Below are 19,596 nucleotides of genomic sequence, written 5' to 3' on the forward strand. Positions count from 1 at the left end.
ATGACAGCGCTACTGGACGGTAACATTCAGGGTGTGACCCAGGCAACACGGGCCTCCATTCGGGGTCTGTCAGGGGTTCACCGTCCCGTCATCGACCCCGTGCGACACTCACCGACGTGAACCGCCTGCACGACGCCATCGGCCGCGCTCTTCGTAGCGGCAGCTCCATCGCCGTGGCGATGGCGGTGATGAGCGTCGCGACGTACGGCTTCACGATGATCGCGGCCCGCATGCTCGGGCCCGGTGCCTACGGCGCTCTGGTCGCGATGATGAACACCCTGCTCGTCGTCTCCGTCCTGCAGCTGGGCCTCCAGGCGACCGCCGCGCGCCGGATCTCGGCGGCACCTGCCGAGGTGGCGCAGATCGAGCACGGCATCCTGCGGCTGAGCTGGCGCGCCTCCCTTGCTCTCGGCTCTCTGATGCTCGCCCTCGCGCCGCTGGTGAACGGCGTGCTGCGGCTCGACAGCCTCCCGACGGCGATCATCCTCGCCCTCACCGCGGTGCCGATGACGATGCTCGGCGGCCAGCTGGGCATCCTGCAGGGCGAGCGCCGCTGGTATCCCCTCGCCGTCGTCTACATCGCCAACGGACTCCCCCGGCTCCTGATCGGCGTCGCCCTGATGGCCTGGCGCCCCGACGAGCTCACCGCGATCGTCGCCGTGGCCCTCGGCCAGGTCGTGCCGGTGCTGTGCGGCTGGTGGGCGCTGCGCGGCTCCCGCACGACGGGCACCGACGTCGGAGACCACGGCGCCCGGTCCGTGCTCCGCGAGACGCTCCACAACTCCCAGGCACTGCTCGCCTTCTTCGCCCTGTCGAACCTCGACATCCTCATCGCGCGCAACGTCCTCGACGACCACGTTGCCGGCCTCTACGCCGGCGGCCTGATCCTCACGAAGGCCGTCCTCTTCCTCCCGCAGTTCGTCGTCGTGGTCGCCTTCCCGACCATGTCGACTGCCGCGGAACGCCGCCGCGCCCTGACCGGGAGCCTCCTCGCCGTCGCGGGCCTCGGGGTCTGCGCGATCCTCGGCGCGCTGCTGCTCCCCCGGCTCGCGATGGTCTTCGTCGGCGGCGACGCGTACGCCGCGATCGAGCCCCGCCTGTGGGCCTTCGCCCTCCTCGGCACCCTGCTCTCGATGCTCCAGCTGCTCGTCTACGCGGTCATCGCGCGCCAGGGCCGGCGCACCGTCCTGCTCGTCTGGGCCGGCCTCGTCGCGATGGTCGCCCTCGGCCTCGCCACCACCTCGCTCGGCGGCCTGCTCTCCGTCGTCGTGGGCGTCGACTCCGCCCTGCTGGTCGCCCTCGTCGCCATCAGCTTCTGGCTCGTCGAGCAGCCGGCGCCCTCACCGAGCGACGACGCGCTCACACCCGCCTGATCGCAAGTCCTGCCCGGCGTGGCCGAGCGACGTACGATCGCGCCACCGGGGGCATCGGGCCTCCGGACGACCCCGAAGGACCTCCGCATGCCTCGCCTGCGCACCCCCATCGGCACCGCGCTGATCGGCGCCGCCCTGCTCGCCTCGCTCACCGCGTGCGGCACGGACTCCACGAAGGACGACCACGTGGCGTACACGCCGCTGACGAAGGCGACCTTCGGCAAGGAGGTCGCCGCCGCGACCGCCGACGAGGAGACCGTGCACGTCGGCGGCGACCTCGGCGGGCAGAAGCTCGACATGTGGATGGAGATCGGCAAGGACGCGGCCTCGACCTCGATGAAGGGTGGGATGGGCACGAGCGAGGTGCTGCTCGTCGACGGCACCTTCTACACGCGCCAGAAGGGCGACGCGAAGTGGAGCGAGCTGCCTCCGGAGTTCAGCAAGACGATGACCGGCACGCTCGAGGACATGTCGCCGGAGAAGATGGCCAGTGACTACGCGAAGAGCCTCGAGACGCTCTCCTACAAGGGCGACAAGAAGGTCGGCGGCGAGAGCCTCCACTCCTACGACCTCACGCTCGACCAGGACTACGCCCTCGCGAAGATGCGCAAGCAGGCCCAGGCCCTCGGCATGGACCCCTCGACGCTGAAGGCGAAGGACCTGCCGGAGATGAGCTACAGCGTCCTGCTCGACGACGACAACCTGATGCGCCGCCTCGAGATCGAGGTGGGCGGGCAGAACACCGTCATGACCATGGACCACTGGGGCGATGACGTCGACATCAAGGCTCCGGCGGCCGACGAGGTCACGCAGGTCTCCTGAGGCTCAGTGGGCGGCGTCGTGCCAGGACCGGCCGGTGCCGACGGAGACGTCGAGCGGCACGGCGAGGTCTGCGGCGCCGCCCATCCGCTCGCGCACCAGCGCCGTGAGCGCCTCGGTCTCGCCCGGCGCGACCTCGAGCACGAGCTCGTCGTGGACCTGGAGCAGCATCCGTGAGCGCAGGCCCGTCTCGGCGATCGCACGGTCGACGTCGAGCATCGCGACCTTGATCAGGTCGGCAGCAGAGCCCTGGATCGGCGCGTTGAGCGCCATGCGCTCGGCCATCTCGCGGCGCTGGCGGTTGTCGCTGGTGAGGTCGGGGAGGTAGCGGCGCCGGCCCATGATGGTCTCGGTGTAGCCCGAGCGGCGGGCCTCGTCCACGATGCCGCCGAGGTAGTCGCGGATGCCACCGAAGGTCTCGAAGTACTCGTCCATGAGCACCTTCGCCTCCGCCGGCGTGATCTTCAGCTGCTGGCTCAGGCCGAACGCCGAGAGGCCGTAGGCGAGGCCGTAGTTCATCGCCTTGATCTTGGCGCGCTGCTCGCTGGTGACCTCGGCAGCCGGCACCTCGAAGACCTTCGACGCGGTGATCGAGTGGAAGTCCTGGCCCGAGCGGAACGCCTCGATCAGGAGCTCGTCCTCCGAGAGGTGCGCCATGATCCGCATCTCGATCTGGCTGTAGTCGGTCGTCATCAGCGTCTCGTAGCCCTCGCCGACCACGAACGCCTCGCGGATCCGGCGGCCGGACTCGGTGCGGACGGGGATGTTCTGCAGGTTGGGCTCGGTGCTGGACAGGCGGCCCGTCGCCGCGATCAGCTGGTTGAACGTCGTGTGGATCCGGCCGTCGGGCTGGACCGTCTTGAGCAGGCCCTCGACCGTCTGCCGCAGCCGCGTGACGTCGCGGTGGCGGAGCAGGTGGAGGAGGAAGGGGTGCTCGGTCTTCTCGAAGAGCCCCTGGAGGGCATCGGCGTCGGTGGTCCAGCCGGTCTTGGTCTTCTTCGTCTTCGGCATGCCGAGCTCGTCGAAGAGGACGACCTGCAGCTGCTTCGGCGAGCCCAGGTTGATCTCCTTGCCGATGACCGCGAAGGCCTCCTCGGCCGCGGCCCGCACCTCGACGCCGAAGTCGGCCTCGAGCGCCTCGAGGTGGGCGACATCGACCGCGATGCCGGTGCGCTCCATGGCGCTGAGGTTGGCGATCAGGGGAAGCTCGACGTCGGCCATCAGGCGGGTGCCGCCGTGGTCCTCCACCTCCGCCGTGAGCACCACGGCGAGGTCGAGCACGGCGCGCGCCTGCAGCATCGCGGTGGTGGCCGCGCTGTCGACCGCACCCTCCCCCTCGAGGAAGGCGTCGTCGAAGAGCGCGTCCTGCTCCTGCGCCGCCTCCTGGCGCAGCTCGCGCTTGAGGTAGCGCAGCGTCAGGTCGCCGAGGTCGTACGAGCGCTGGTCCGGCTGCACGAGGTACGCCGCAACTGCCGTGTCGGTGGCCAGCCCGTCGAGGCTCCACCCTTGGGCCGCGAGCGCGTGACCGGGCCCCTTGGCGTCGTGGAGCACCTTCGGGCGGTCGGCGTCGGCCAGCCAGACCGCCAGCGCGCCGTCGGCCTCGGGCGTGAGCCCCGCGACGTCGACGTACGCCGCGCGGTCGTCGACCGTGGCCAGCGCGAGGCCCTCGGCGCGGCCCGTGCCGGAGCCCCACGTGCCGCGGACCTGCAGGCCCACCGGCTCGTTGCCGAGCTCGGCGAGGAAGCCCGCGACCTCCTCGGGAGCCAGCACGCGACCGTCGAGGGTGAAGCCCGAGTCGGCCTCGACCGGCTGCTCGGCCGCGCCCACCACGTCGAGCAGGCGCGTGCGCAGCTCGCCGCGGAACTCCAGCTCGTCGAGGAGCTCGAGCGCGGTCGTACGGTCCCACTCGGCGCGGGCGAAGTCGGTCGGGCCCACGGTGAGCGGGAGGTCGCAGACCAGCGCGTTGAGCCGGCGGTTGCGGATCACGTCGGTCAGGTGGGCACGGAGGTTCTCCCCCGCCTTGCCACCGACCTTGTCGACGTGGGTGATCAGGTTGTCGAGGCCGTCGTGGGTCTGGATCCACTTCGCCGCGGTCTTCGGGCCCACGCCGGGCACGCCCGGCAGGTTGTCGCTCGCCTCGCCGACCAGCGCGGCCAGCTCGGGGTAGCGATGCGGGGGCACGCCGTACTTCTCCTCGACGGCGGCGGGCGTCATGCGGGCGAGGTCGGAGACGCCGCGCATCGGGTAGAGGATCGTCGTCCGGTCGTTGACGAGCTGGAGCGAGTCGCGGTCACCGGTGAGGACCAGGACGTCCATGTCCGCCGCGTTGGCCTGCGTCGCGAGGGTGGCGATGATGTCGTCGGCCTCGTAGCCCTCGTGGTGGAGCCAGGTGATGTTGAGGGCGTCGAGCATGCGCTGGATCAGCGGCAGCTGGCTCTTGAACTCGTCGGGGGTCTTGTTGCGCTTCGCCTTGTACTCGCTGTACTCCGCCAGGCGGAAGGTCTGGCGGCTGAGGTCGAACGCCACCGCGACGTGGGTCGGCTGCTCGTCGCGCAGCACGTTGGCGAGCATCGAGGTGAAGCCGTAGACCGCATTGGTGTGCTGGCCCGTCGCGGTGGAGAAGTTGTCCACCGGGAGCGCGAAGAACGCGCGGTAGGCGAGCGAGTGGCCGTCGAGCAGGAGCAGGCGGGAGCTGGTCACCCAGTGACTCTATCGGCCGTCACCGACAGGCTCCGGGGCGCCGTCCGGCAGGATGGAGCCATGACTGAGCAGAAGCTGCCGGAGTCCCTCGAGGACCTCCCCATCGACGAGTACCTCTCCCTGCTCCCCGCGGGCATGGGACCCCTCAACGAGAAGATGGGCATCGAGCTCGTCGAGATCTCCGCACAGCGCGTCGTCGCGACGATGCCGGTCGAGGGCAACCAGCAGCCGTTCATGCTGCTCCACGGTGGCGCGTCGGTCGTGCTCGCCGAGACGGTCGGCTCCGTGGGTGCGTCGATGCACGCCTACCCGGACAAGATGGCGGTCGGCGTCGACATCAACGCGACCCACCACCGCTCGGCCACCAAGGGCCTCGTCACCGCGGTCGCCACCGCGATCCACCTCGGCCGCACCTCTGCGGCGTACGAGGTCGTCATCACCGACGAGCGCGACAAGCGCGTCTGCACCTCGCGGATCACCCTGGCGCTGGTGCCGATGGGGTCGAAGGCCCCCTGAGCCAGACGGCTCAGACGCTCTGCGAACGGCGCGTGGCGCGCCGGGCGGCCAGCACCTGACCGAGGTTGTTGCGCTGCCCGGCGCCGCCGCGCACCAGCGCGGGGACCTCCATCGGCAGCTTCGCCCGCAGGGCCGCCGTCGGTGCGGCGCGCACGACGGCCACCGGACTGAGGCCGAGGCGCGCCAGGAAGCGGCTCGACTCCCGCGAGATGCCACCGGCGACCGTGAGGACGTGGCTGGTGCCCTGCTCCTCGGCCCAGCTGACCGCGGCCTCCATGAGGCCGCGGGCCACGCCGCGACGGCGGAACGCCTCGTCGACCTTGAGCAGGTGGACGAAGACCGCCTGGTCGCTGGTCAGTGGCATCAGCGGGCCGATCCGGAGGTAGGCCGCGCCGACGATCACGTCGTTGACGACGGCGACCACGATGCGGTCGTTGGTGCCGGCGAGCACCTTGCGGATCGTCGAGGGGATGTCGTGACGCCCAGCCTCGTGCTGGCCGAGGCGGCTGTCGGCGTGCCAGAGGTCGGCGAGGCCTGCAGCGTCAGCCGCCTCCACGCAGCGGACCTGGAACGGTGCACGACTCACAACTACCTCCCAACGTCGGCGATGCCTGCGAAGCCTATTCCCCGGAGACCCGGGCTGTCTTCCGGGTCTCAGACATCTCCACCGAGGTACGCCGCCTTGACCGCGGGGTCGCCGGCCAGCTCCTTGCCGCTACCGGAACGGACGATCTCGCCCGTCTCGAGGATGTGCGCCTCGTGCGAGCGCTTGAGCGCCTGAGCGGCGTTCTGCTCCACGAGGAGCACCGTCGTGCCCTGCTGGTTGATCTCGGTGATGATCGAGAAGATCTGCTGGATCAGCTTGGGCGCGAGGCCCATCGACGGCTCGTCGAGCAGGATCAACTTCGGTCGCGCCATGAGCGCCCGGCCGATCGCGAGCATCTGCTGCTCACCTCCGGACATGCTGCCCGCCGCCTGCTTCTCGCGCTCCTTGAGGCGCGGGAAGAGCTCGTAGACGCGGTCGAGATCCTGCGCGTACGCCGCTGACTTGCGGTCGCTACGGACGTAGGCGCCCATGTCGAGGTTCTCGCGGACGGTCATCGCCGGGAAGCAGCCGCGGCCTTCGGGCGACTGGCTGATGCCCAGCTTCACGCGTCGCTCGGGCGACAGGTCGGTGATGTCCTTGCCGTCGAAGGTCACCTTGCCCTCCCGGACCTTCCGGAGGCCGGAGAGCGTCTTCAGCGTGGTCGTCTTGCCCGCTCCGTTGGCACCGATCAGCGTCGTGATCGTGCCCTCTGCGACTCCGAACGAGATGTCGCGGATCGCCTCGATGTGCCCGTAGTTGACCGACAGGCCCTTGACCTCAAGAAGCATCGTCTTCCTCCACGCCGAGGTAGGCCGCGATGACCGCGGGGTTGTCACGGATCTCCGCCGGGGTGCCCTCGGCGATCTTGCGACCGAACTCAAGGACGACGATCCGGTCGGTCACGCCCATCACGAGCTTCATGTCGTGCTCGATGAGCAGCACCGTGTAGCCCCGGTCGCGGACCTTCTTGATGAGGTCCATCAGGACGACCTTCTCGGCGGGGTTGAAGCCCGCCGCCGGCTCGTCGAGGCAGATCAGCTTCGGGTTGGTCGCCATCGCCCGCGCGATCTCGAGACGGCGCTGGTCGCCGTACGACAGGTTGACGGCGAGCTCGTCGGCCCGGCGGGCGAGGCCCATGAACTTCAGCAGCTCCATTGCCCGCTCACGCGACTCGGCCTCCTCGCGGCGCTGCAGCGGGGTACGCAGCAGCGCGTGGAAGAAGCCGACCCTGCTGTGGGCGTCGGCGCCGACGAGAACGTTCTCCAGGGCGGTCATCGACTTGAAGAGCCGGATGTTCTGGAAGGTCCGGGCGATGCCGAGGCGCGTGATGGCGTGGCGCTTCATCTTCGCGAGGCCGGTCCCCGCGAAGCGGATCTGGCCGCTCGTCGGCTGGTAGACGCCGGTCATCACGTTGAAGCAGGTGGTCTTGCCAGCGCCGTTGGGCCCGATCAGGCCGAGGATCTCCCCCTCGCGGATGTCGAACGAGACCCCGTCGAGCGCGGTGATGCCGCCGAACTTGATCGTGACGTCGTGGACCTCGAGCAGTGTCTGCGTGGTGGTTGCGGTGTCAGACATTGGCCGCGTCTCCTTCCAGCTCCTCGATCTCGGCCTCGGCGGCCTTGGCGCGACGTGTGCGACGTGGTGGGAAGAGACCCTCGGGGCGCCAGGTGGCCAGGACGATGAGGGCGATGCCGAAGACGAGCATGCGCCACTCGGTGAAGCCGCGGAACCGCTCCGGCAGGTAGGCGACGACCGCGCCACCCGCGACAGCGCCCCACCGGTTGCCGGCACCGCCGACGATCACGGACGCGACGAAGAGCATCGACAGCAGCAGCGCGAACGACGCCGGCTGGATGAAGGTCTGGCGCGTCGCGAACATCGCTCCCGAGAGCCCGCCGATGCCGGCGCCGAGCGCGAAGGCGAGCAACTTGTAGCGGAAGGTCGGCACACCCATGATCTCGGCGACGTCCTCGTCCTCACGGGTTGCCTCCCAGGCACGGCCGACGCGGCTGTCCTTGAGGAGCTTGTCGCCGAGCAGCACGAGGAGCAGCGCGGTCACGATCAGCCAGTAGAACGGGATCGCGTCGAGCACGGTGAACGACAGGAAGTGCGTCTCGTGGCCCACGTCGACGACGTTGGGGAAGGTGCTCCACGAGATGTGCGGGATCCCGAAGAGGCCGCCCGGCTCGCCCGGCTGCGGCGGCGTACCGATCGTCGGGGGCATGGGGATCTTCGCGATGCCACCCGACTTGCCGAGCCACTCCGTGTTGGTGATGACCAGGCGGATGATCTCGCCGAAGCCCATCGTGACGATGGCCAGGTAGTCGCCGCGGACGCGCAGTGTCGGGGCACCGAGCATGACGCCCGCGATCATGGTGACGACGATGGCCACCGGCAGGGCGAGGAAGAACGGCCAGTGCCAGTGGTACTGCGTCAGCACGCCGACCGTGTAGGCACCGGTCGCGTAGAAGCCGACGTAACCGAGGTCGAGCAGGCCGGCGTAGCCGATGACGATGTTGAGACCGACCGCGATCAGCGCGTACGCCGCGACGCTGAACAGGACGCCACCGAAGTCGCTGTCGGGCGTCGTCAGCAGCGGGATGTTGAGCAGCGGGAGCGCGTAGACGAAGAGCACGCCGAGAACCGCGAGCGTGATCTTCGCGGGCCGGTTGTCGAAACGCGCGCCGATGCGGCTGAAGGTCGCGGCAACGGGTGCAGGAACGAGATTCATGCGCGTGCCTTTCCGAGTGCGTCACCGAGGAGGCCGGACGGACGGAAGAGCAGGATCAGGATGAGCAGCACGAACGCGACCACGTCGTGCCAGCCGGTGCCGAGGACGGCCGCCCCCCAGTTCTCCGCGACGCCGAGCACGAGGCCACCGAGCAGTGCGCCTCGCAGGTTGCCGATGCCGCCCATGACAGCGGCGGTGAACGCCTTGACGCCGAGGAGGAAGCCCGCGTCCTGGCGGGTGAAGCCGATGTTCAGCATGTAGAGCGTCGCAGCGGCACCAGCCATCAGGCCGCCGACGAAGAAGGTGAGCTGGACGACCCGGGTCGAGTTCACGCCCATCAGCATCGCCGATTCGGGGTCCTGCGCGACCGCGCGGATGCCGCGACCGAAGCGGGTGCGGCGGATGAACTGGTCGAGGCCGACCATCATCAGCAGGGCGGACACGATGACCAGGACGTCGACGTCCGTCACCCGGTAGTCGCCCAGGGTGAAGAGCCCGTGGGGGTTGACCGTGACCGGCAGCGTGTAGATGTCACGCGGCTTGGAGACGTAGTTCGCGAGGTTGTCGTCGAGGCCGAACCAGCCGGCGAACTTGTCGCGCAGGCCCATCGCCTCGGAGAGCGCGAACGACGCACCGATGGCCGAGATCAGCGCGATCAGCTTGGGGGCGTTGCGCTTCATGAGGGAGCGGTAGGCGATGCGCTCGAGCGCGAGCGCCACCCCACCGGAGACGAGCATCGCGACCACGAGGGCCAGCAGCAGCGTCGGCAAGGCGGCCATCAGCCCGCTCGACGAGCTCTCCTTGCCGCCGATGAAGACGAAGACCCATGCGACGGCGAAGGTGCCGTACATGAAGACCTCGGAGTGGGCGAAGTTGATCAGCTGGAGCACGCCGTAGACCAGCGTGTAGCCCAGTGCGACGAGCGCATAGATCGACCCCAGCGCCAGGCCGCTGATGGTGAGCTCGAAGAAGTGGTGGAGCAGGAATTCCACGGAGGTCTCTCTCCCAGTTGGTAACGCAGCCGCGGCCGGGGGCTCAACGCCCCCGGCCGCGCTGCGTCAGGTCACCTGATCGCCCGTCGGAGGGCGATCACTTGATCGGCGTACCGGGCTGGATCTTGCCGTCCTTGACGGTGTAGGCGTAGATCGTCTGGGTCGTGACCTCACCGGTCTTGGTGAACTTGATCTGCTTGGTCACGCCCGGCTTGTCGTACGAGTTGACGTAGTCGAGAAGTGCAGACCGCGTCGTGGCGCCGGAGTCGATGCCGTTGAGCAGGGCGGTCGCCGCGTCGTACGCCTCGGCCGAGTAGAGGCCGGGAGCCTTGCCACCGTTGGCGGCCTCGTACTTGCTGGTGAAGTCGGCCGTGGCCGGAGCGGCAGCAGCAGTGAGGATCGCGCCTTCAGCACCGGCCGCGCCTGCCTGGTCGACGAAGCCCGGGTCCTCCGAGCCGTCACCCGACTCGAAGATGCCCTTCCAGGCTGCCTGGCGGAGCTTCTTGGCGAGAAGACCGGAGTCGCCGTAGTAACCGCCGACGAAGACCGAGTCGGCGCCCGAGCCCTTGATCTTGGTCACCAGGCCGGAGACGACGTCGGCGATCTTGTCCTTCTCGTAGCTGTCCGTGCCGACGACGGCGGAGCCGAGCGCCTTCTTGACAGCGCCGGCGAGGCCCGTGCCGTAGTCCTCGGAGTCGTCGAGGACGAAGACCTTCTTGGCACCCTGCTGCTGCAGGTACTTCGCGGCTGCAGGGCCCTGCGCGTCGTCGTTGGCGAGGACGCGGTGGAAGGTCTTCCAGCCGTTCTTCGTCAGGTCGACGTTGGTCGCGGACGGCGAGACGGTGACCAGGCCGGCCTGGGAGAACGCGTCACCGGTCGCGGCCGACTCACCCGAGAAGCCGGGGCCGACGACGCCGATGATCTTGGAGTCGTCGATGAGCGACTTCGCCAGCGGCGGGGCCTGGTCCTGGCTGCCCTGCGAGTCCTTGATGACCAGGGAGACCTTGCAGTCGGCGTGGTCCTTGTTGTACGCGTCGAGGGCCGTCTTGATGCCGCCCGTCATGTTCAGACCGAGGTTACCGTTCGGCCCGGTCTGCGCGCCGAGGAAGCCGATCTTGTAGCCGCACTTGCCGCCGTCGGCATTCTTCGAGCTGTCCGTCGTGCCGCAGGCGGACAGCGAGGCGGTCGCGAGGCCGGCCAGCATGAGGCCCGTCACGGCCTTCGAGGAAAAAGTCACGCTTGTCTCCGATCATTCGGCGGACGGCGATGTCCGCGATCGCTCGCAACCTAGCCCGTGATCCGGGTCACGCGACAGGTTCGACGCGCCCGGAAACAGAAACGTGACCGAAGTTTTGCGCAGCGAGCCGCTGGAGAGCTCAGGAGCCGGCGCCACCCGAGACGCCGTGCTCGACGACACCGTCGGAGACCTGGCGCATCGAGAGGCGGAGGTCCATCGCGGTCTTCTGGATCCAGCGGAACGCCTCGGGCTCGGAGAGGCCCAGATCCTTCTGCAGCACGCCCTTGGCCCGGTCGACCGACTTGCGGGTCTCGAGCCGCTCGGTGAGGTCGCCGACCTCGGCCTCGAGTGCGGCCACCTCGCGGAACCGGCTCACGGCCATCTCGATCGCGGGCACCAGGTCGTTGCGGCTGAACGGCTTGACGAGGTACGCCATCGCACCGGCGTCGCGCGCCCGCTCCACCAGCTCGCGCTGGGCGAAGGCGGTCAGGATGACGACGGGGGCGATCCGCTCCCCCGCGATCCGCTGGGCGGCGGCGATGCCGTCGAGCTTCGGCATCTTCACGTCCAGCACGACGAGGTCCGGCCGGAGCTGCTCGGCGAGCGCGATCGCCTGCTCGCCGTCGGCCGCCTGGCCCACCACGTCGTAGCCCTCCTCGGCGAGCATCTCGGCGAGGTCCATGCGGATGAGGGCCTCGTCCTCGGCGATGAGGACGCGGCGGGGTGCGGTGCTGGTCACGGCCGCAAGGCTAGCCTCCCGGCGTACGGCGCGCGACTGCGATGCGGCTAGGGTTGCCGCTGCTGCCGCCCCGGTATCCCAACGGCAGAGGAAGCGGTCTCAAACACCGTCCAGTGTGGGTTCGAATCCCACCCGGGGCACCCATGCCATCGCACGCACGGAGCTGGGCTCGGTGCGTGCGATGGCAAGCCGGGATCAGCTACGACGCCGGTACGCCGGGGCGACCTCGTTGATCGCGTCGCCCATGCGGTGGACCCGCAGCGCGTTGGTCGAGCCGGGGATGCCCGGAGGCGAGCCGGCGATGATGACGACGAGGTCGCCCTCGTCGACCCGGCCGCTGGCGAGCAGCGCCTCGTCGACCTGGCGGACCATCTCGTCGGTGTGCTCGACGACGGCGGTCTGGAAGACCTCGACACCCCACGCGAGGCAGAGCTGCGAGCGGGTGTCGGCCTCGGGCGTGAAGGCGAGGATCGGGATCTGGCCGCGGTAGCGCGAGAGGCGGCGGGCAGAGTCGCCGCTGGTCGTGAAGGCGACGATGTACTTCGCCTTGACCCGCTCGGCGACCTCGGCAGCGGCCTTGGCGATGACACCGCCGGTGGTGCGGGGGTTCCAGTTGATCAGGGCCATGTGCTCGATGCTGTGGTCCTCGGCAGAGGCGGCGATCCGCGCCATCGTCTGCACGGCCGTGATCGGATGGGCACCCACGCTGGTCTCACCGGAGAGCATGACCGCGTCGGCGCCGTCGATGATCGCGTTGGCGACGTCGGAGGCCTCCGCGCGGGTCGGCGCCGGCGAGCTGATCATCGACTCGAGCATCTGCGTGGCGACAATGACCGGCTTGGCGTGGCGACGGGCCTTCTCGATGACCGACTTCTGGATGAAGGGGACCTCCTCCAGCGGGCACTCGACGCCGAGGTCACCACGGGCGACCATCAGGCCGTCGAAGGCGTCGACGATCTCGTCGATCGCGTCGACTGCCTGCGGCTTCTCGATCTTGCCGATGACGGGGACCATGCGGCCCTCCTCGCGCATGATCACGCGCACGTCCTCGGCGTCGGCGGCGTTGCGCACGAAGGAGAGGGCGATGAAGTCGACGCCGAGCTGCAGCGCGAAGCGCAGGTCCTCGACGTCCTTCTCCGACATCGCCGGAACGGAGACCGGGACGCCGGGCAGGTTGATGCCCTTGTTGTTGCTGACGGTGCCCGCGACGACGACCTGCGTGTGCACGTCGGTGTCGCTGACCCCGGTCACGACCAGGCGGACCTTGCCGTCGTCGATCAGGATCGGGTCGCCGACCTTCACGTCACCCGGCAGCCCCTTGTACGTCGTGCCGCACTCGCTGTGGTTGCCGTCGACGTCGCGGGTGGTGATCGTCCAGCCCTGCCCCTGCTCGAGGTCGACCGGCCCGTCGGAGAAGCGCTCGAGGCGGATCTTCGGCCCCTGCAGGTCGGCGAAGATGCCGACCGAGCGGCCCGCCTCCTCAGCCGCGCTGCGCACCAGCTGGTAGATCCGGGCGTGGTCGTCATGCGACCCATGACTCATGTTCATCCGTGCCACGTCCATGCCTGCGTCCACGAGCGCCCGGATCTTCTCCGGGGTCGAGACGGCAGGTCCGAGGGTGCACACGATCTTTGCTCTCCGCACACCGTGACACTAGCGCGCCCGACGGGCTACCAGACAGTCACGAGGACACCCTTTCGTCTCTTGGACAACAAAAGTCCGCCCGAGGCGCCGGCCACTCCCCCGCGAAGCACGAAGCGCCCCGTTCCCAGGGGGAACGGGGCGCTCGCGTGAGTGCTGCGATCAGGCCATCAGCGGACGGGCCGTCGGCGGGATCGGCGCCGGCAGGTTCGTCGAGCCCGTGAGGTACGCGTCGACGCCGGCCGCGGCGGAGCGGCCCTCGGCGATCGCCCACACGATGAGCGACTGGCCACGGCCCGCGTCACCCGCGACGTACACGCCGGGGACGGAGGTCGCGTAGCTGTCGTCGCGCTTGACGTTGCCGCGCTCGTCCAGATCGACGCCGAGCTGCTCGACGATGCCGGGCTTCTCCGGACCGACGAAGCCCATCGCGAAGAGGACCAGCTCGGCCGGGATCTCGCGCTCCGAGCCGGGGACCGGCTGGAACTTCGCGTCGACCTCGGTGACCTTCAGCGCACGGACGTTGCCGTTGCCGTCACCGAGGAACTCGACGGTCGAGGTCGCGTAGACGCGCTCGCCACCCTCCTCGTGGGCCGAGGAGACCCGGTAGGTCATCGGGTACGTCGGCCACGGCTGGCCGGCGGGACGCTCCTCGCTCGGACGCGGCATGATCTCCAGCTGCGTGATCGACTTCGCGCCCTGGCGGATCGAGGTGCCGAGGCAGTCGGCTCCGGTGTCACCGCCACCGATGATGACGACGTTCTTACCGGTCGCGAGGATCTGCTCCTCGCCGCCGGGAAGCTCCGTGTCGCCGTACGCGATGCGGTTGGCCTGCGGCAGGAACTCCATCGCCTGGTGGATGCCGTTGAGCTCGCGGCCCGGGACCGGGAGGTCACGCGGGACGGTGGAGCCGATGGCCAGGACGACGGCGTCGTAGCGCTCGCGGAGCTGGTCACCCGTGATCTTCTCGCCGACGTTGACGCCGGTGCGGAAGACGGTGCCTTCCTTCTCCATCTGCGCAAGACGGCGGTCGACGTGCGACTTCTCCATCTTGAACTCGGGGATGCCGTAGCGCAGCAGGCCACCGGCGCGGTCGGCCCGCTCGTAGACGGCGACCGTGTGGCCGGCGCGGGTGAGCTGCTGGGCGGCAGCCAGGCCCGCGGGGCCGGAGCCGATGACGGCGACGGTCTTGCCCGACAGCCACTCGGCCTGCTCGGGACGGACGAAGCCGCTGTCCCAGGCCTTGTCGATGATCGAGACCTCGATGTTCTTGATCGTCACCGGGTCCTGGTTGATGCCCAGGACGCAGGCGGTCTCACACGGGGCGGGGCAGAGGCGACCGGTGAACTCCGGGAAGTTGTTGGTCGCGTGCAGCCGCTCGATCGCGGCCTCCCAGTCGTTGCGCCAGACCAGGTCGTTCCACTCGGGGATGATGTTGCCGAGCGGGCAGCCCTGGTGGCAGAACGGGATGCCACAGTCCATGCAGCGGCTGGCCTGCGTGTTGATGATCGGCAGCAGGGTCCTGCCGATGCCGCCATCGGGGTAGACCTCGCGCCAGTCGCCGACGCGCTCGTCGACGGGGCGACGGGTCGCGACCTGGCGGCCGTTCTTCAGGAAGCCCTTCGGGTCAGCCATGGAGCACCTCCATAATCCGGGCGGCGGCCTCGTCCTCGTTGAGACCCTCCTCGAGGGCCTCCTCACGAGCCTCGATCACGCGCTTGTAGTCACTCGGCATGACCTCGGTGAACCGCGGCAGTGCGGCGTCCCAGTCAGCCAGGAGCGCCTCGGCGACCGACGATCCGGTCTCGGCGAGGTGCTTGGAAACGATCTCCTTGAGCTCGTCGGCCGCCTTGCCGGTGACCGGCGCCAGCTCGACGAGCTCGGGGTTGACCAGCGCAGCGTCGAGGTCGAGCACGAAGGCGTAGCCGCCGCTCATGCCCGCCGCGAAGTTGCGTCCCGTCGGGCCCAGGACGACCACACGACCACCGGTCATGTACTCGCAGCCGTGGTCGCCGACGCCCTCGGTCACGACCGTGGCACCGGAGTTGCGGACGCAGCAGCGCTCGCCGACCATGCCGGAGAGGTAGAGCTCACCGGACGTGGCGCCGAACGCGATCGTGTTGCCCGCGATGACCTGCTGGCTCGGCTCGAACGTCGAACGACGGTCCGGACGCACGATGATGCGGCCGCCGGAGAGGCCCTTGCCGACGTAGTCGTTGGACTCGCCCTCGATGCGCAGCGTCACGCCCTTCGGCAGGAACGCTCCGAAGGAGTTGCCGCCGGAGCCGGTGAAGCTGATGTCGATCGTGTCGTCGGGGAGACCGGCGCCCTTGTAGCGCTTGGTGACCTCGTGACCGAGCATCGTGCCGACGGTGCGGTTGACGTTGCTGACGGTGAGCTGCGCGGTGACCTTCTCGCCGGACTCGAGAGCCGGCTTGGCGAGCGCGATCAGCTCGTTGTCGAGCGCCTTGTCGAGACCGTGGTCCTGGCCCTTGGTGTTGTAGAGGGTCTGGCCCTCGTACTGGCCGTGGTCGCCGGCCGGGTCCACCTTGTGCAGGATCGGCGACAGGTCGAGACCCGAGGCCTTCCAGTACGCCGAGGCGTCACGCGTGTCGAGGGCGTCGACCTGGCCGACCGCCTCCTCGAGCGTGCGGAAGCCGAGCTCGGCGAGGATCTCGCGCACCTCCTCCGCGATGTACTCGAAGAAGTTGACGACGAACTCGGGCTTGCCGGAGTAGCGGCTGCGCAGGACGGGGTTCTGCGTGGCCACACCCACGGGGCAGGTGTCGAGGTGGCAGACGCGCATCATGATGCAGCCCGAGACGACGAGCGGAGCGGTCGCGAAACCGAACTCCTCGGCGCCGAGCAGGGCGGCGATGACGACGTCACGACCGGTCTTGAGCTGACCGTCCGCCTGGACGACGATGCGGTCGCGCAGGCCGTTGAGCAGCAGGGTCTGCTGGGTCTCGGCGAGACCGAGCTCCCAGGGACCGCCCGCGTGCTTCAGCGACGTCAGCGGCGACGCGCCGGTGCCGCCGTCGTGGCCGGAGATCAGCACGACGTCCGCGTGGGCCTTGGAGACACCCGCGGCGACCGTGCCGACGCCGACCTCGGAGACGAGCTTCACGTGGACCCGAGCCGCCGGGTTGGCGTTCTTCAGGTCGTGGATCAGCTGCGCCAGGTCCTCGATCGAGTAGATGTCGTGGTGCGGCGGCGGGGAGATCAGGCCGACGCCGGGCGTCGAGTGACGGGTCTTGGCCACCCACGGGTAGACCTTGTGACCGGGCAGCTGGCCACCCTCGCCGGGCTTGGCACCCTGCGCCATCTTGATCTGGATGTCGTCGGCGTTGGTGAGGTACTCCGACGTGACGCCGAAGCGACCCGAGGCGACCTGCTTGATCGACGAACGGCGGGCCGGGTCGTAGAGACGCTCCGGGTCCTCGCCACCCTCACCGGTGTTGGACTTCGCACCGATCTGGTTCATCGCGATCGCGAGGGTCTCGTGGGCCTCCTGCGAGATGGAGCCGTAGGACATGGCTCCGGTCGAGAAGCGCTTCACGATCTCGCTGACCGGCTCGACCTCGTCGATGCTGATCGGCTGGCGGTCGCTCTTGAACTTGAAGAGGCCACGCAGCGTCATCAGCCGCTCGGACTGCTCGTCGATCGCCTTCGTGTACTGCTTGAAGACGTCGTAACGGCCCTGGCGGGTCGCGTGCTGGAGGCGGAAGACCGTCTCCGGGTTGAAGAGGTGCGGCTCACCCTCGCGACGCCACTGGTACTCGCCGCCGATGGGCAGCGTGCGGTGGGCCGGCGTGATGCCGTCCTTCGGGTACGCCGTGGCGTGGCGCTTGGCCACCTCCTCGGCGATCGTGTCGATGCCGATGCCGCCGAGCTTCGACGTCGTACCGGTGAAGTACTGGTCGATGACCTCCTGCGACAGGCCGATGCACTCGAAGATCTGCGCACCCGTGTAGGACGCGACGGTGGAGACACCGATCTTCGACATGACCTTGAGGACGCCCTTGCCGAGCGCCTTCACGGTGTGCTTGACCGCGACCTCGGGGGCGACCTTGACGAAGGAGCCCTCGCGGGCGAGGTCCTCGGCGGTCTCGAGGGCGAGGTACGGGTTGACCGCAGCGGCACCGAAGCCGATCAGGGTCGCGACGTGGTGGACCTCACGGACGTCACCGGCCTCGACGACGAGACCGACCTGCGTGCGGGTCTTCTCGCGGACGAGGTGGTGGTGCACGGCCGCGGTGAGCAGCAGCGACGGGATCGGCGCGAGCTCGGCGGTCGAGTGACGGTCGGAGAGGACGACGATGCGGGCACCGTCGGCGATCGCCGCGGACACCTCGGCGCAGATCTCCTCGATCTTCGCCGCGAGGGCGGCGCCGCCACCCTTGACGTCGTAGAGACCACGGGCGACGTGCGCGATGAAGCCGGGCTGGTCACCGTCACGGTTGATGTGGCGGATCTTGGCCAGGTCGTCGTTGCTGAAGACCGGGAACGGCAGGATGACCTGCTTGCAGGACTCCTCGCTCGGGACGAGCAGGTTGGACTCCGGGCCGATCGTGCCGTTGAGCGAGGTGACGAGCTCCTCGCGGATGGCGTCGAGCGGCGGGTTCGTGACCTGCGCGAAGAGCTGCGAGAAGTAGTCGAAGAGCAGGCGGGGCTTCTCGCTGATCGCGGCGATCGGCGAGTCGGTGCCCATCGAGCCCAGCGCCTCGGCACCGGTGTTGGCCATCGGCGCGAGGAGGACGCGGAGCTCCTCCTCGGTGTAGCCGAAGACCTGCTGGCGACGCGCGACGGACTTGTGCGTGTGCACGATGTGCTCGAGCTCGGGGAGGTCGCCCAGCTTGATGCGGCCGGCCTCCAGCCACTCGGCGTACGGGTGCTCCGCAGCGAGGGCGTCCTTGATCTCGTCGTCCTCGATGATGCGGCCCTCGGCCGTGTCGACGAGGAGCATCTTGCCGGGCTGGGTGCGGCCCTTGCGGACGACCGACTCCGGCGCGATGTCGTGGAGGACACCGGCCTCCGAGCCGTAGACCACGAGGCCCTCGTCGGTCACCCAGAGGCGACCGGGACGCAGGCCGTTGCGGTCGAGGACCGCGCCGACCTGGGTGCCGTCGGTGAAGACGACGTTGGCCGGGCCGTCCCACGGCTCCATGACGGTGCTGTGGAACTCGTAGAACGCACGACGCTCGGGGCTCATCGTGGCGTGGTTCTCCCACGCCTCGGGGATCATCATGAGCATCGCGTGCGGGAGCGTGCGGCCACCGAGGTGGATCAGCTCGAGCACCTCGTCGAACGACGCGGAGTCCGAGGCCTCGGGGTCGACGATCGGGTACAGGCGCGACAGGTCGCCCGGGATGACGTCGGAGGCCAGCAGGGCCTCACGCGCACGCATCCAGTTGCGGTTGCCCTTGACCGTGTTGATCTCACCGTTGTGCGCGATGAAGCGGAACGGGTGAGCCAGCGGCCACGACGGGAACGTGTTGGTCGAGAAGCGCGAGTGGACGACGCCGATCGCCGACATGACCCGCTCGTCGACGAGGTCCGGGAAGACCTGGTCGAGCTGCTCGGTCGTGAGCATGCCCTTGTAGGCGATGGTGCGCGACGACAGCGACGGGAAGTATGCGCCGGTCTCGTGCTCCGCACGCTTGCGCAGGCAGAACGCCTGGCGCTCGAGCGGAAGGCCGGTGAGGGCCTCCGTCGAGGCGACGAAGAGCTGGCGGAACGACGGCATGCAGGAGAGCGCCGTGGCGCCCAGCATGTCGGTCGCGACCGGGACGTCGCGCCAGCCGAGGACCTTGAGGCCCTCCTCGACCGCGATCTCCTCGATGCGCGTCTGGACCTTGGCCACCGTGTCGGCGTCGCCGTCGATGAACGCCGTGCCGACGGCGTAGCCACCGGCAGCAGGCAGGTCGAAGTCGACGACCTCGCGGAAGAAGGTGTCCGGAACCTGCATCAGGATGCCGGCGCCGTCGCCCGAGTTGGGCTCGGCACCCGCGGCACCGCGGTGCTCGAGGTTCTTCAGCGCGGTGAGCGCCTTCTTCACGATGTCATGGCTGGCAACACCCGTGAGCGTGGCCACAAAGGCAACTCCGCAGGCGTCGTGCTCGTGGCCCCCGTCGTACAGCCCTTGGGGCGGCGGGAATGCGTGCATGGGCATTCTCCCGTCGTCGTCTGCGCCGGCCTCGAGGGCACGGCGAATCGGCAATGCAAGAAGCAAAAGGGAACCGCAGGGGACGACGTTGGCCCT

General features: G+C 69.1%; 14 protein-coding genes and 1 tRNA gene. 4 read left to right on the plus strand and 11 right to left on the minus strand.

All coding sequences use genetic code 11. The features are described 5' to 3' along the window. Positions 1-116: 116 nt before the first annotated feature. Both IEX47_RS05175 and IEX47_RS05180 read left to right on the plus strand, forming a co-directional pair. The gene (locus IEX47_RS05175) at positions 117-1,373 is read left to right on the plus strand and encodes a lipopolysaccharide biosynthesis protein (protein WP_188782954.1); all 1,257 of its coding nucleotides are present in this window, start codon (positions 117-119) and stop codon (positions 1,371-1,373) included. Positions 1,374-1,460: 87 nt separating this feature from the next. Further along, complete coding sequence (locus tag IEX47_RS05180; RefSeq protein ID WP_188782955.1) at positions 1,461-2,195, plus strand: hypothetical protein; 735 nt, start codon at positions 1,461-1,463, stop codon at positions 2,193-2,195. 3 nt (positions 2,196-2,198) lie between these two features. On the opposite strand, the gene polA is transcribed toward IEX47_RS05180, so the two are convergent. Then, a complete protein-coding gene (gene polA / locus IEX47_RS05185) occupies positions 2,199-4,892 on the minus strand; it encodes a DNA polymerase I (protein ID WP_188782956.1) in 2,694 nt (897 codons plus the stop codon). 60 nt (positions 4,893-4,952) lie between these two features. Here polA and IEX47_RS05190 point away from each other — a divergent pair, with 60 nt between their 5' ends. Further along, positions 4,953-5,408, plus strand: a complete 456-nt coding sequence (locus tag IEX47_RS05190) for a PaaI family thioesterase (RefSeq protein WP_188782957.1) — start codon at positions 4,953-4,955, stop codon at positions 5,406-5,408. A gap of 10 nt (positions 5,409-5,418) precedes the next feature. Here IEX47_RS05190 and IEX47_RS05195 read toward each other — a convergent pair whose 3' ends face one another. The 7 genes from IEX47_RS05195 to IEX47_RS05225 form a co-directional block, all read right to left on the minus strand. Beyond that, complete coding sequence (locus tag IEX47_RS05195; protein ID WP_188782958.1) at positions 5,419-5,994, minus strand: GNAT family N-acetyltransferase; 576 nt, start codon at positions 5,992-5,994, stop codon at positions 5,419-5,421. A 68-nt stretch (positions 5,995-6,062) separates the two neighbouring features. Next, positions 6,063-6,782 carry an ABC transporter ATP-binding protein gene (locus IEX47_RS05200; RefSeq protein WP_188782959.1) on the minus strand — a complete coding sequence of 240 codons (720 nt, stop codon included), beginning with the start codon at positions 6,780-6,782 and terminating at the stop codon, positions 6,063-6,065. Further along, the gene (locus tag IEX47_RS05205) at positions 6,772-7,569 is read right to left on the minus strand and encodes an ABC transporter ATP-binding protein (RefSeq protein WP_188782960.1); all 798 of its coding nucleotides are present in this window, start codon (positions 7,567-7,569) and stop codon (positions 6,772-6,774) included. Before IEX47_RS05205 ends, IEX47_RS05200 begins: the two co-directional genes overlap by 11 nt. Beyond that, positions 7,562-8,725, minus strand: a complete 1,164-nt coding sequence (locus IEX47_RS05210) for a branched-chain amino acid ABC transporter permease (protein ID WP_188782961.1) — start codon at positions 8,723-8,725, stop codon at positions 7,562-7,564. The genes IEX47_RS05205 and IEX47_RS05210 overlap by 8 nt, the downstream gene beginning before the upstream one ends. Further along, positions 8,722-9,717, minus strand: coding sequence for a branched-chain amino acid ABC transporter permease (locus IEX47_RS05215; protein WP_188782962.1), 996 nt, complete (start codon positions 9,715-9,717; stop codon positions 8,722-8,724). The genes IEX47_RS05210 and IEX47_RS05215 overlap by 4 nt, the downstream gene beginning before the upstream one ends. Positions 9,718-9,814: 97 nt before the next feature. Next, the gene (locus IEX47_RS05220; protein WP_229662647.1) at positions 9,815-10,954 is read right to left on the minus strand and encodes a branched-chain amino acid ABC transporter substrate-binding protein; all 1,140 of its coding nucleotides are present in this window, start codon (positions 10,952-10,954) and stop codon (positions 9,815-9,817) included. 139 nt (positions 10,955-11,093) lie between these two features. Then, a complete protein-coding gene (locus IEX47_RS05225) occupies positions 11,094-11,693 on the minus strand; it encodes an ANTAR domain-containing response regulator (protein ID WP_188782963.1) in 600 nt (199 codons plus the stop codon). Between the two features lie 67 nt (positions 11,694-11,760). On the opposite strand from IEX47_RS05225, the gene IEX47_RS05230 reads away from it, so the two are divergent. Next, a tRNA-Leu gene (locus IEX47_RS05230) sits at positions 11,761-11,833 on the plus strand. 55 nt (positions 11,834-11,888) lie between these two features. Here the strand turns inward: IEX47_RS05230 and pyk are convergent. The 3 genes from pyk to gltB all read right to left on the minus strand — a co-directional run bounded on the left by pyk (position 11,889) and on the right by gltB (position 19,500). Further along, positions 11,889-13,337, minus strand: coding sequence for a pyruvate kinase (gene pyk, locus IEX47_RS05235; protein WP_188782964.1), 1,449 nt, complete (start codon positions 13,335-13,337; stop codon positions 11,889-11,891). Between the two features lie 159 nt (positions 13,338-13,496). Continuing rightward, the gene (locus tag IEX47_RS05240; protein ID WP_188782965.1) at positions 13,497-14,969 is read right to left on the minus strand and encodes a glutamate synthase subunit beta; all 1,473 of its coding nucleotides are present in this window, start codon (positions 14,967-14,969) and stop codon (positions 13,497-13,499) included. Next, positions 14,962-19,500, minus strand: a complete 4,539-nt coding sequence (gene gltB, locus IEX47_RS05245; RefSeq protein WP_444544073.1) for a glutamate synthase large subunit — start codon at positions 19,498-19,500, stop codon at positions 14,962-14,964. Before gltB ends, IEX47_RS05240 begins: the two co-directional genes overlap by 8 nt. Positions 19,501-19,596 lie beyond the last annotated feature (96 nt).

This window comes from Nocardioides phosphati (assembly GCF_014646375.1).
Lineage (GTDB): Bacteria > Actinomycetota > Actinomycetes > Propionibacteriales > Nocardioidaceae > Nocardioides > Nocardioides phosphati.

Bases quoted from the DNA above. Each gene is read 5' to 3' on its own strand.
- IEX47_RS05180 (WP_188782955.1), top strand. From the start codon at position 1,461: ATGCCTCGCCTGCGCACCCCCATCGGCACCGCGCTGATCGGCGCCGCC.
- IEX47_RS05190 (WP_188782957.1), top strand. From the start codon at position 4,953: ATGACTGAGCAGAAGCTGCCGGAGTCCCTCGAGGACCTCCCCATCGAC.
- IEX47_RS05200 (WP_188782959.1), bottom strand. From the start codon at position 6,782: ATGCTTCTTGAGGTCAAGGGCCTGTCGGTCAACTACGGGCACATCGAG.
- IEX47_RS05205 (WP_188782960.1), bottom strand. From the start codon at position 7,569: ATGTCTGACACCGCAACCACCACGCAGACACTGCTCGAGGTCCACGAC.
- IEX47_RS05210 (WP_188782961.1), bottom strand. From the start codon at position 8,725: ATGAATCTCGTTCCTGCACCCGTTGCCGCGACCTTCAGCCGCATCGGC.
- IEX47_RS05240 (WP_188782965.1), bottom strand. From the start codon at position 14,969: ATGGCTGACCCGAAGGGCTTCCTGAAGAACGGCCGCCAGGTCGCGACC.
- gltB (WP_444544073.1), bottom strand. From the start codon at position 19,500: ATGCACGCATTCCCGCCGCCCCAAGGGCTGTACGACGGGGGCCACGAG.